The 12,215-nt window shown below is 70.6% G+C and carries 9 protein-coding genes and 1 pseudogene; 6 read left to right on the top strand and 4 right to left on the bottom strand.

Going from position 1 to position 12,215, the window contains the following annotated elements; translation table 11 throughout:
• Nucleotides 1–117: 117 nt before the first annotated feature.
• Complete coding sequence (locus tag HD597_RS20280) at nucleotides 118–2,274, bottom strand: CBM35 domain-containing protein (protein WP_253744232.1); 2,157 nt, start codon at nucleotides 2,272–2,274, stop codon at nucleotides 118–120.
• Between the two features lie 156 nt (nucleotides 2,275–2,430).
• Between HD597_RS20280 and HD597_RS66810 the strand changes: the two are divergent.
• Both HD597_RS66810 and HD597_RS20275 read left to right on the top strand, forming a co-directional pair.
• Nucleotides 2,431–2,550: pseudogene (locus HD597_RS66810) on the top strand (winged helix-turn-helix transcriptional regulator); the annotation flags it as partial.
• A gap of 1,334 nt (nucleotides 2,551–3,884) precedes the next feature.
• Nucleotides 3,885–4,583: an SDR family oxidoreductase gene (locus HD597_RS20275; protein ID WP_253744231.1), complete on the top strand. Its 699-nt coding sequence runs from the start codon at nucleotides 3,885–3,887 to the stop codon at nucleotides 4,581–4,583.
• A 751-nt stretch (nucleotides 4,584–5,334) separates the two neighbouring features.
• Here the strand turns inward: HD597_RS20275 and HD597_RS20270 are convergent.
• On the bottom strand, nucleotides 5,335–6,048 hold the full coding sequence (locus tag HD597_RS20270; protein WP_253744230.1) for an SDR family oxidoreductase: 714 nt from the start codon (nucleotides 6,046–6,048) through the stop codon (nucleotides 5,335–5,337).
• Nucleotides 6,049–6,137: 89 nt separating this feature from the next.
• On the opposite strand from HD597_RS20270, the gene HD597_RS20265 reads away from it, so the two are divergent.
• Both HD597_RS20265 and HD597_RS20260 read left to right on the top strand, forming a co-directional pair.
• Entirely contained in the window at nucleotides 6,138–6,719 is a 582-nt protein-coding gene (locus HD597_RS20265) for a TetR/AcrR family transcriptional regulator (protein WP_253744229.1), read from the top strand.
• Between the two features lie 131 nt (nucleotides 6,720–6,850).
• The gene (locus HD597_RS20260; RefSeq protein ID WP_253744228.1) at nucleotides 6,851–8,917 is read left to right on the top strand and encodes a SpoIIE family protein phosphatase; all 2,067 of its coding nucleotides are present in this window, start codon (nucleotides 6,851–6,853) and stop codon (nucleotides 8,915–8,917) included.
• Between the two features lie 359 nt (nucleotides 8,918–9,276).
• Here HD597_RS20260 and HD597_RS20255 read toward each other — a convergent pair whose 3' ends face one another.
• Nucleotides 9,277–9,582 (bottom strand): hypothetical protein, encoded by a 306-nt coding sequence (locus tag HD597_RS20255; RefSeq protein ID WP_253744227.1) that lies wholly within the window; start codon nucleotides 9,580–9,582, stop codon nucleotides 9,277–9,279.
• A gap of 48 nt (nucleotides 9,583–9,630) precedes the next feature.
• Here HD597_RS20255 and HD597_RS20250 point away from each other — a divergent pair, with 48 nt between their 5' ends.
• Nucleotides 9,631–10,377 carry a nucleotidyltransferase domain-containing protein gene (locus tag HD597_RS20250; RefSeq protein ID WP_253744226.1) on the top strand — a complete coding sequence of 249 codons (747 nt, stop codon included), beginning with the start codon at nucleotides 9,631–9,633 and terminating at the stop codon, nucleotides 10,375–10,377.
• A gap of 89 nt (nucleotides 10,378–10,466) precedes the next feature.
• On the opposite strand, the gene HD597_RS20245 is transcribed toward HD597_RS20250, so the two are convergent.
• The gene (locus tag HD597_RS20245) at nucleotides 10,467–10,853 is read right to left on the bottom strand and encodes a hypothetical protein (protein WP_253744225.1); all 387 of its coding nucleotides are present in this window, start codon (nucleotides 10,851–10,853) and stop codon (nucleotides 10,467–10,469) included.
• An 89-nt stretch (nucleotides 10,854–10,942) separates the two neighbouring features.
• Here HD597_RS20245 and HD597_RS20240 point away from each other — a divergent pair, with 89 nt between their 5' ends.
• Nucleotides 10,943–12,112 (top strand): DUF8189 domain-containing protein, encoded by a 1,170-nt coding sequence (locus HD597_RS20240; RefSeq protein ID WP_253744224.1) that lies wholly within the window; start codon nucleotides 10,943–10,945, stop codon nucleotides 12,110–12,112.
• Nucleotides 12,113–12,215 lie beyond the last annotated feature (103 nt).

The following is a 12,215-nucleotide window of genomic DNA, read 5'->3' as shown; positions in this document are numbered from 1 at the left end:
ACGCTGAGGCCCTCGGCGGACCGGGACGCCCATCCGGACGGCCATCCCGGTCCGCCCGTCGCGGATCTCGATGCGAGCGAGATCACCCCTGCTCCTGTCCTACGGGAGAGGGTCCGGTCAGCCGGTGGGTGCGGCGATCCTGATGAGGTCGATGTCCGGTGCGTAACCGCTGGTGGGATTGCCGAAGCTGATGGTGTTGGCGCCTGCGGCCAGCTGGACGTCGACCACCGTGGTGCGGAAGGTGGACCAGCTCAGCGTGTTGCGGAAGAAGGCCCGCTGGGGAGCCCCGCCGTTGACGCTGATCTCTGCCATCCGGTCGACGATGTTGTTGTTGTACTGGTGGTTTCCGACCACCTCGGCGTTGGCGTAGGCGACGACCATCCGGTAGCGGCCGGCGGCGGGGACGGTGACGTTGTTGAACCGCAGCGTGTTGCCCGCGCCGGCGCCGACGAAGCCGACGTGCTGCCCGCCGGACGCACCCGAGTTGCTCGCCACCCTGGCGGTGCCGGCCAGCGTGTTGGCGCTCGATTCCGCCTCGTACGTCGTGATCGTGCCCGTGGTGGGCGCGACGTCGAGATAGTCGATGTTGACGGCGTCGCGGTCGTCGGCGGCGAACGCGTTGACCTCCAGGCGGCTGATGCCGGCAGGCAGGAACGCCTTGATGGTCGCGGTGTTCCAGGTGTTCCAGTCGGTGGTGCCCGAGAGCGCGAGGTCGGTCAGGTCGGAGCCGTTGAGCCGGAGCCGGATCGACCGGTTGGCCGGAGCGCCCGCGTAGGGTCCGGCGGAGTAGCGCAGGGCGAGGGTGTAGTAGCCGTCGGACGGCACGGTCGTCACGAACTTCGTGCTGGCGCTGGTGCTGCCGCCGTACCCCTGGACGAAGGAGGTGCCGGAGTAGCCGGTGTTGCCGCCGTGCGTGATACGGGCGGAGCCATCCGTCCTGGCGTACTCGGCCTGGTAACGCGAGGCGGGGCCGGTGGCCGACAGGTCCGTGTTCGGCGTGAGGATCACCTGGTAGGCGGAGGAGCCCCTGAGGCCGGTCAGCGGGATCGTGACCTGCCCGCCGCTGACGGTGAAGTCGCCCTCGCGCACCAGGTAGGGCCCGCTGGACGGCTCCAGGCCGGAGGAGTCCACGCCCCAGACCGTGGCGTGGACCGTGGTGCCCAGGTACGGCGCCGCCGCGACGTTCCTGATGACGACGTCGGTGTCGTAGCTACCGGACGCAAGGTTGTTGCCACCGAAGATCACCCTGGCCTGCTGCTTGGCCGCGTCCAGTGCGGCCACTCCTTGCAGCGAGCCGCTCACCGAGGGCGGGGTGACGGCGACCGTGTTGCCGGTCAGCTCGCCGTACCACTTGTACAGCCACCAGCCTCCGGTGGCCTGGTTGTTGCGGGTCACCAGATCGTTGAGGCCTCCCGCCGTCGTCCAGTAGGCCAGGCAGCCGTCGACCTTGGAGGCCTCGAACTTGGCGACGTACTGGATCAGGTTGCCCGGGACGCCCAGGTCGCCGTTCTGCCGGCCGTACTCGTTGATGTCGATCGGCCGGGCGCTGACCCCCAGACTCCGTTCGATCGCGCGGTAGTCGTTGAAGTGGTTGTGCCAGTCGGTGAAGAAGTCGTTGCCCAGTTCGTGCCAGGTCACCACGTCCGGGAGCACGTTGTTGTCGCGGGCGAAGGTGAGGAAGGCGCGCATGTCGGCGGAGCGGTAGTTGGAGAAGTTGGGCCCGGCGATGCGCGCGGTCGGGTCGATGGAGCGGATCCGGCGGTAGACGGTGCGCCAGTCGGTGAGGAAGCGGTTCAGGTCGCCCGAATACCAGATCAGGTTGGGCTCGTTGAAGGGCACATAGACGAAGAAGGCGCGGTTGGGGTCGGCGACCACCTTCCTGGTCATCGTGTCGACCTTGGCGAGGTAGTCGTTGATGCCCAGGTTGTCGTACGGCCAGTTCGGATAGATGTCCTGCATGTAGATCTCGACGTGGCGGCCGCCCGCGCGCTTGAACATCGGCGCGATCCTGAGCGCGTCTCCGTTGGGGTGCTGCAAGCCGTCGGGTGCCTTCTGCGCGGCCACCTGCGGCCGCAGCGCGGCCAGCATCGTCTCGTTGGGGATGCCCTCGTCGCCCAAGCCGTACAGGAAGCCCGTCGCGCCGTAGCGCAGTGGCCCTGTGTCGGCCGCGAGGTCCACCACCAGTTGCGACGGTGCGGCGACGGCGGGCGCGGCCGGCATGAGCCCGGCTAAGCCGGCGACAAGCAGCACGTAGATACCTAATTTGCCCTTCATCGACCCTTTTCCTCCAGATGTGATCGGTCACATCGCTCTGTGTAGCGAGTGTGATCGGTCACATCACAGAGGAGAAGAGGGTGTTACCGATTCGTTGCGTTCCTTCGAACGCGGTGCCCGGGTTTGATCGTGATGGCGTAGGCGGTCGTCGCGAAGCTGGCGATCCTCGGCTTCGGCGAACTCCGCCGCGAGATCCCTCAGGTGACCCGGCGCATGCTGGTCGAACAGCTGCGTGGGTTTGAAGATGACAGTCCCGTCACGCGAAAGGTCTACGCCGGAGTCCCTGTGATCGGAGCGCCGCGCCGATGGGGTGTGGCACGGCCCGGGCGATCGTGGGTCGCCGCCGTTCGGTGTGCAAGAAGACCTGCAGGGCCGCCGCAACGGCCGCTCGCAGACCATGGTGCTTGCTCCCTGGCCCCAGCATGGCCGGTTGCCGGCCGCGTGACGCGGACCATGGCGCGGTACAAGGCGGCGGGTGCGGGGGCCTGCTGCAGCGGGGGCAGGTCCTGTCTCTGCCCGATCTGCAGACCGACCCGGCCACCGGCACGCTGCACGACCCCGCCCGGCGCACCCGCGAGATCGTCTCCTACGCCATCGCCGCCGACCAGGCCGGACTGGACGTCTTCACCCTGTTCGGCATCGACCCTGCCGACTACGACGAGGTGGGCGCGGCTGGCTGGTCAGCCCGGAACGATTCCAGGCCACCAGATCGACTTCGGCGGCATGCCGGCGCACATGGTGGGCGACTCCCTCGAACTGCTGGCCACCGAGGTCGCCCCCACCCTCCGCAAGGAACTCGGCCTGCCGGCAGGACCGGCATGACGAGCGCTAGCAGAATATCCGCCTGATTTCCGCCGGCCCACGGTGACGACCCTCGGGCGCCTGATGCCTTCCACCAGCGATGCCATCTTCGAGGAGAAGAGCGTCATGTCCACCCGCACCGACCCGTCCTACGTCGACCCAGCTCGGATCGACCCCCGTGCCGTACGTCGCTCAACGGAGTTGCCGCTCTCCTGCAGCAGATGCACGCGGCCACCGGCGCCCCGCTGGCACTCCTGGCCATGCCGCTGTACAGCGAACTCTTCCAAGGACCTGGGCAGCGTCAGCAACTGACGTATTGGCGGCGACAGTTTCGTGCGTGGTCTCAGGTGTCACGCTCAGGCAGCACAAAGTGGTTCACTCGGACGCGAACGACTTGCGAAGCTCTCCCTCGGGGCCCTGACACGACAACTGGAACCCTCGCTGTGCCCCGCCTGACTGCGCCGGTGAGCCGGCCGCGCGCTTCAACGCGGCCGGCTGGTGGGTTGTGCCGGCTGGGTGGCTGCCGGGCTGGCCAGGAGCTTGAGCCGCTCGCCGGAGGTGCTGCCCGGTAACTGCGGGGTTCGCGCAAGTGGCGGTGGTAGAGGGGTTGAGCCTGTCCCCCCTATAAACGCGCTCTGCCTCGTGCGCGGCCAGGCGGGTTTTCTAAGGGATCAGCAGGGAGAACGCGACCTGCACTACGGAGATGGACGCTGTCCGGCGGCTCTAGTCGTGCTGATCGGCCCGCCCATCACCGTCGAAGCCCTCCTGTGACGCACCAACAGGACCTCCAACACCCCGGGAGTATGACCATGACCGGCAAGACCGTACTCATCACCGGCGCGACCAGCGGCATCGGCGCCCACACCGCACGGTTGCTCCTCGACCGCGGCCACCGCGTGGCCGTCACCGGCCGCGACGAGACCAAGCTCAAGTCCTTCCTCGACGAGACCGGCCACCCCGACCGGCTGCTCGGCATCATCGCCGACGCCGCCGACTGGCCGGCCACCCAAGCCGCCGTGACCCGCACCGTGGCGCACTTCGGCGCTCTGGACGCCGCGGTGGCCAACGCCGGCTTCATCCCCGCCGACCACCCGCGCACCATCGCCGACGGCGACCCGGAACTGTGGGCGCCCATGGTCCTCACCAACGTCCTCGGCCCCGCCCTGCTGGCCAACGCCGCCCTGCCCCACCTCGAGACCACGGGCGGGCGGCTGGTGCTCATCGGCAGCGTCGCGGGCCTGAAGAACAGCCCCGCCAACCTCTACTCCGCCACCAAGTGGGCCGTCACCGGCATGGCCGAGAACCTGCGGATGTACGCCACCAGCCGCGGCGTCGGCGTCACCCTCGTCAACCCCGGCATGACCGACACCGCCTTCTGGCAAGGCGGCGTCCCGCCCTTCGCCCTGTCCCCCGGGCCCGTCGCCGAGGCCATCTGCTTCGCCCTCGGCCAGCCGGCCGGCGTCGACCTCAACACCCTGACCATCCGGCCGGTCGGCCAGCCCGTCTGAGGCACATCTGACACCCTGTGGTGGCGCAGCCGGTCGTGAGCCGTGGTGTTCCCATGCGACGCGGGACGGCCACCCCGGCAGGTGGCCGGAGACCTCCTGGTCAAGTCCGCGTGTGAGACCTGCGGGTCTCCCTCATGACGGGTGAGCTCAGGGCTTGTGCGAACACCGAGCAGATCATCCTGCCGGGAGGCCACCAGGCCCGCACCGGCCTCGGCCGCGAATCCGGCGCCACCGCCGTCGTCTCCGCCCGCGGCCTGGAAGGGATTGCCCAGGTCCGCGAGCTGACGGGCGGGCACGGCACGCACGTGGTCCACGAGATCGTCGGCAGCCTGCGAGCAGGCCCTCGGCGTCGCCCGCCCGGGCGGCGTCATCAGCCGGCTCGGCGTCCCGCAGTACGAGGACGCGCCGATCGGCGTCGGCGGCCTCTTCCACCACGACCTCCGCCCGACCGGCGGGCCCACGCCGGTCCGGGCCTACATCAAGGAGCTGATGCCCGACATCCTGGACGGGACCATCGAGCCAGGGAAGGGGTGAAGCGTGTGGGAACGGCCAGGAATTCACCCGGCCACACTGCCCCGGGAGCAGCGACGCTTCAATCGCGCCCTGGCCGCCGAAGGGGCCTACCGCCGGCCCTGCACCAGCAACCGGCAACGCACCCAGGCCCTCGACTCCTGGCTGAAGCACTACAGAACCGCCAGACCACACTTGGCCCGCGGCTGGCCGGCAGACCACGTTCATCACCCAAAAGCGATCACCCCGCGGTCGCGAGCTGCGGATACAGGGCGGCAAGATCGGCGGCGAGACCGGCCTTGACCTGGCGTGACAGGTCGTCGGCCAGGACCTCGGGGGCGTCGGCCTCGATGCCGTCCAGGGCCTGCTCGGCGACGCTGCCCGGGGACGTCTTCGGCGCGTCGACGCTGGCGGCCATGTCGGTGTCGACGTAGCCGACGTGCAGCCCCGTGACGTTGATGCCGCGTGGTCGCAGCGCCAGGCGCAGCGCGTTGCTCTGCGACCAGAGGGCGGACTTGGACGCGCTGTACGCCTCCACGGTCGGCAGCGTGACCCAGGAGAGCACCGAGTGCATGGTGAGGATGTGCCCTCCGCCGTTGCCCTCGATGATCGGGACGAAGGCGCGGGTGGTGAGCAGCGGCCCGAAGAAGTTGACCTCGAACTCGCGGCGGACGTCCTCGACGGGGGAACCGAGGAACGAGGCCGACAGGAGCACGCCGGCGTTGTTGATCAGGATGGTCGCGTCCCCGGCCTGCCGGGCCGCCGCCGTTACCGAGGCGGGGTCGGTGACCTCCAGCGCCAGCGGGACGGCGTCCGGGTGCGTGACGGCGCGCGGGTCGCGGGCGGTGGCGTACACCTTGGCGGCGCCGCGCCGGTAGAGCGCGTCCACCAGGGCCTTGCCGATGCCGCGGCTGCCACCTGTGACGACGGCCACGGAGCCTTTGATGCTGGTCATGAGCCATTCCCTTCTCGGAAACCGATCGGTTTCCGCCGACTGTAAACCGATCGGTTTCCGTTGCGCAAACCGGACGGTAATCTGGGCGCATGACGAACCCCGCGCCGCCCGCCGCCCCCGCCTCGACCCGCGAACGCCTGCTCGACGCCGCGGCGGAGCTCTTCTACCGCGAGGGCGTCGGCGTGGGCATCGACGCGCTGTGCCGCCGGGCCGGGGTGTCCAAGCGTTCGATGTACCAGCTCTTCGACAGCAAGGACGAGGTCGTGGCGGCGAGCCTCGAACGCAGCGCGCCCGCCTACCAGGCCTTCCTGCTGCCCCCCGACGACGACCGGCCGCCCCGCGCGCGCATCCTGCACGTGTTCGAACGCCTGGAGGAGTCGGCCACGATGCCCGATTACCGGGGGTGCCCGTTCGTGGCGGCGGCGGTGGAGGTCAAGTCGCCCGGCCATCCGGCGGCCCTGGTAGCCCGCCGCAGCAAGGACGCGCTGACCGCGTTCTTCCGCGGGGAGGCCGAGCGCGCGGGCGTCAAGGACCCGGCCCTGCTCGCCCGGCAGCTCACCGTCGCGTTCGACGGGGCCGGCGCGCAGGCGGTCGTGCAGGCCAGGGGGCTCGACGGCCTCGCCGTGGCCACGGCCGCCGCCCTGCTCGACGCCGCGGGCCTGCACGGCTGAACCCGGCACCGGACGGAGACCCTACAAGTCCCGACAAAACCTGGGCAACGATCGAATAACTGCAGGTAGGCGTGGTTATTCTGATAAGCCTGGCAGCGAGTGCGTCCCGCTACGGGAGACGGGTTGATGGCATGAAAGCAGCCGGAAGCGTCCGCCGAGGGGCGACTCCAGCGGTCGCCGTCGTCGACGGCGCGGGCACGGTGATCGGCTGGACACAGGCCGCCGAGGAGCTTACCGGCTACCCCGCCGCCGGCATCGTCGGCCGCCCCATCGCCACCCTCCTCCCGGCCGAGGGCCACGACGGCGACGGCGACAGCGTTGACGGCCAGGCCGGCGCGCCCCTGCGCCGTACGGGAACGACCCAGGTGCGGCGGCGGGACGGACAGGTGGTCGTCGTGCGCGTCGAGGCCGTACCCCTCGCTCTGGGCGGCGACCGGCAGAAGTCCTGGCTGGTGTCGGCGGTCCCGGCCACCTCCGACCTGTCCACCGGCACCGGCGACCTGCTGGAGTCGCTCATCAGCAGCTTCCCCGTCGCCATGGCCATCTGGGACGAGAACCTGCGGTGCGTCTGGCTGAACGAGGCAGCCGAGCAGCTCAGCGACGGCTACCCCTACTACCGCGTCGGCCGCTCCCTGACCGAGGTCATCGAGGGAATCGACACCGAGGCGGTGCAGGAGGCGATGCGCGAGGCGCTCGCCGACCGCCGGCCCACGATCGACCGCGAGGCCCGCTGGTCCCACGGGAGTCAAGAGCGAACGCTGTCCATCTCGCTGCTGCCTCTGGAGGGCGCGGACGGCCGGCCGCTGGGCGTGTGCTCCGTGGCCCTGGACTTCAGCAACAGCCAGGCGCGGGATCACCTCAATCTCCTGCGCGAGGCCAGCGTCCGGCTCGGCAGCACGCTGGACGTCATGGACACCGCCCAGGAACTGGCGGAGATGGCCGTTCCGGTCCTCGCCGACTACGTGACCGTCGATCTGTCGGAGGCGATGCTGCCCGGCGCGGCGCCGCTGCAGCGGCCGGCCGCGGCAGAGGGCGGTGGCCCCGTCTTCCGCCGGGCCGGCATGGCCTCGGTGCGCGACCCGGTGCGCGACCCGGTGCGCGACCCGGTGCGCGACCCGGTGCGCGACGGGGTGCCCGAGTCGCCCTGGGAGCGCAGGCAGACCGTGTTCGTGCCGCCGCGGTCCCCGTTCACCGAGGTCCTGCACACACGGCGGCCGCACTTCGAGCCCGTGCTGGACACCTCGCCCGGTACCTGGCTGGACCTGGACCCCGGCCGGGCGCGCATCATCCGCGCCACCGGCATGCACTCGCTGATCATCATCGCGCTGGAGGCGCGTGGGGACGTGCTCGGCGTCGCGGCGTTCGCGCGCACCTCCAATCCGGTGCCGTTCACCAGGGACGACCTGCTCCTGGCCGAGGAACTGGTCACGCGGGCCGCGCTGAGCCTGGACAACGCCCGCCAGTACACGCGCGAGCGGCTGACCGCACTCGCGCTCCAGCGCGACCTGCTGCCGCACGACCTGTGCGGCACCGCCACCGTCGAAGTGGCCTCGCGCTACCTGCCCTCCGACGCGCACGAGGGGGTGGGAGGCGACTGGTACGACGTCATCCACCTGCCAGGCGCCCGCGTCGCTCTCGTCGTCGGCGACGTGACCGGGCACGGCATCAACGCCGCGGCCACCATGGGCAGGCTGCGCACCGCCGTACGTACGCTGGCCTATCTGGACCTGCCTCCGCAGGAGTTGCTCACCCACCTCGACCACCTGATGGCCCAGGACGCTCGCGGCTTCGACGCCACAGCGGCCACCTGCCTGTACGCGGTCTACGATCCGCGGACCAGCCGCTGCACCATGGCCACGGCCGGGCATCCGCCCCCCGCGATCGTCAGCCCTTCCGGCGACGTGACGTTCCCCTCGCTGCCCACCGGCACCCCGATCGGCGTGGGGATGGGCGCCTTCGACTCGCACGACCTTCACCTGCCGCCCGGGACTTCGCTGGCCCTCTACACCGACGGCCTGATCGAGACGCGCCAGTCCGACCTCGACGCCGGCATGGCCAGGCTCGGCGACGCCCTCGCCCACGCAGCGCCGCGGTCGGCGACGCTTGAGCGGATGTGCACTGCCGTGATCGGCTCCATCGTGGGCGACTCACCGGCCGAGGACGACATCGCCCTGCTCGTGGCCCGCATCCAGGCTTGACCACCATCCCGACCCGCGCGGGCGCGTCAGGTGAGCGTCCGCGCATGCCGCCGCAGCCTCCCGCCACCGTTCACCGCGCCGCTCCTCATCCTCCAGGGCGAGTTCCGGCGGCCCGCCCCCGGAACACACCCCGTAGATCTGATGCGCCCCGTCCGCCGTCAGCAGATGGTCGAAGTGGAACGACCCCTCGAACCCCAGCCAGGCCACCACGCTCGTCTCCACCGAACAGGCCCGCAGCAGGCAGACCCGCAGGTGGCCGGCCGGCGCGGAAGTCGACCGAGGGCGTCTCGTCGCCGGCGTGGGCCACGAAGACGCTGATCATGCAGCGCACGCCGTCCCACATCAGCGCCTCGGCGATGTCACTCACGCTCTGCCGTCTCCCCTTCTGCGGGACCCGCTTCTTCATGTTCGCGGCCGTCGGCACCACGGCCGAGATGACCTGCCGTGGTACGGGCCTGCCGCTCGGCGGCGACGCTGCCCTCGTTCAGGATGAGGCCGTCGTCGATCAGGTGGCGCATGGCGGGGCCGCCCTCGTTGCGCATCCTGTCGAAGGCGGTGACGACGGTGTCGGAGGTGAAGCCGCTGGGACAGTTGTGGACCAGCGCGTCCTGCCCGCCCCGCCCCGCCGCGCATGCGCCCCGGCCAGGGGCGTCCGGCGGGCTCACGGAACGGGTGGAGAATGCACTGATCGACGCGCGAAAAGGAGGAAGTTCGTGGAACTGTCCGGGTGGCTGGCGGAGATCCCCGGCGAACAGCCGTACCCCATGATGTTCGCGACGGTGAGCGGGGCGCACCTGTACGGGTTCCCGTCGGTGGACTCGGACGTGGATCTGCGCGGGGTACACGTCCTGCCGGTCGAGGAGGTCGCGGGGCTGCGGCACGGGCCCGAGACGCTGTCGCGGATGTGGACCCGCCAGGGCGTGGAGGTCGACCTCGTCACCCACGACGCCGCCAAGTTCTGCCGGTTGCTGCTCGGCCGCAACGGCTACGTCCTGGAGCAGTTGCTGTCGCCGCTGGTGGTGGCGTCCTCGCCGGTGCACGAGGAACTGGCCGGGCTGGCACCCGGCTGCCTGACCCGGCATCACGCCCACCACTACCTGGGGTTCGCCCGTACGCAGTGGCGGTTGTTCCAGAAGACCGAGGCGTTGAAGCCGCTGCTCTACACCTTCCGGGTGCTGGCCACCGGCACGCATCTCATGCGTGCGGGGGAACTGCAGGCCGACCTGACGCGTCTGTACGCGTACGGGCCCGCGTACCTGCCCGAACTCGTGGCCGCGAAGCAGGCCGCCGAGCACGGCCGCCTGCCCGACGGCCTCACCCCGGGCGAGGGGTTCGAGGCGGACGTGGAACGGATGACGCGAGCTCTGGAGGAGGCCCGGGACTCCTCGGCTCTGCCCGAGCGGGCCACCGTCGAGGCAGCGCTGCACGACCTGGTGCTGCGCGCCCGCTCGCGCGGATGAGAGCGGGCGCCCGACGCCGTCCTCGACCCCGGCTGGCTCCGCCGCGCCGGGCCTGCGCCGCCCGATGACCCGTTCCAAGGTGGGCGCGGTTAACAATTGAGGGCGACGGTGGTCCGGGGCCGGCCCGAGACAGAGTCCAAGGCCACGGGGAAGGCCCGCCCGTCGGCCACCCGGATCTCAACCGAACTCGGCCCCGTCCAGGTGACCGAGTCGAAGGTGTCGTCGGGCACGTCATCGTTGAAGCAGCCCAGATCCCACTTTCTGCTGAACAGCCCGGCGTCCCTGCGGACGCTGAGCCACATCACCGCGTCCGGCCCGAGACCCGCCAGCGACCGCTCGATCCGGATCCGGTACGGAGCCGGCCCGTCGACGAAGCCGACCTCCTCGGTGGAGGAGAACGTAAGGGCGACCAACCCCACCAACAGCGCACCACTCGCGCCCAGCCCGGCCAGCACGCCGGTCAGGACGCGCAGCACCCGACCCCCAGCCGATCTTTTCGCGCCGCCGATGATCCACCCGCCGTCCATGAACGAATCCAGGTCACCTCTCCGAAGAAGGGACTTCGATGACCGAGCCTCACTGGTTACGCAAGACCCTGACGGCAAGCGTGATCCTGGCCGTCGCCGCAGGAGTTCTGGCGCTCGCGCCCTCCGCCTCCGCCTCCGCATCCCCCTCCACCTCCGCCGTCCCGCCGCCGTACGCGGCCGACCTCCCCGACCTCGGCACCCCCGCCGTGGCCTTCAACCGCGCCGGCACCCCCGTCGCGACCGGCGTCGCCGTGCGCGGCGCCGACGGCTCGCTGCTGTACAGCCCCCGCTCGGGCTCCGCCTTCGGCGCCTTCCAGTCGCTCGGCGGCGTGATCGTCGGCGATCCGTCGGTGGTGGTGAACTCGGACGGCACGCACTTCTTCGTCCGCGGCACCGACGACCAGGTGTACACCAACACGATCACCCCGTCCGGCGCCGTCACCGGCTACTCGCAGGTGCCCGGCCTGACCGTCACCGGCGACGTCGAGGCGATCGTCCCCAACCTCGTGCCGCCGACCAGCGTGCGGATCTTCGCTCGCGGCACCGACGGCGCCGTGTGGACCAACAACCTCAACGGCGGCGCGTGGAGTGGCTGGAGCAGCCTCGGCGGCCACGCCACCAGCGACATCACCGCCACCCGCACCTTCGTCGTCCCGAACGACACCATCCGGGTGTTCATCCGGGGCGCCGACCACCGCGTCTACGTCAACAGGGTGAGCACCAGCGGCGTCTCCGGTTTCGAGCCGCTCGCCGATCTGCAGGTGACCAGCAACATCGCCGTCGCCGAGGACGCCGTCTTCGGCGGCGGCTTCATCGCCGCCCGGGGCGCCGACCACGGTCTCTGGACGCTCAACCTGTACACCGTCCCGTACGTCTGGAAGCCTCTCGGCGGTACTGTCACCAGCGACATCGCCATCAGCTTCCAGGCCAATGTCACCGCCTACTACGTCCGGGGCGCCGATGACGCCCTCTACGTCAACAAGGCGACCGCCCCGGCCGCGCTCTTCCGCGGCTTCGAACGGATCGACGGCACGGTCACCGGCAACCCGGCGGCCTTCGGCTCCGGCCCCAACGCTCCGGGCACCGGGTTCCTGCTGGCCCGCCTCGCCGGCGGGTCCCTGGGCCTGAACATCGAGCCCAGTCCCTCAGTCCTGCCGCCGCACAAGTTCGGCGGCTACGCTCCGATACCGGGCCCGGCCGTCGGCTGAGCCGCCCTCGCCCGCGTCCTGTCGGGGACGCGGGCGAGCGCCTCTGCCGACGAAACGGCCTGGTGTCAGCGGCTTCACCGCTCAGAAATCCTCTGCCACGTCG

It is taken from the genome of Nonomuraea thailandensis, assembly GCF_024172165.1.
GTDB classification, from domain to species: domain Bacteria; phylum Actinomycetota; class Actinomycetes; order Streptosporangiales; family Streptosporangiaceae; genus Nonomuraea; species Nonomuraea thailandensis.
The sequence above is the reverse complement of the archived record's forward strand: the minus strand, read 5'-3'. Positions and strand labels throughout refer to the sequence as shown.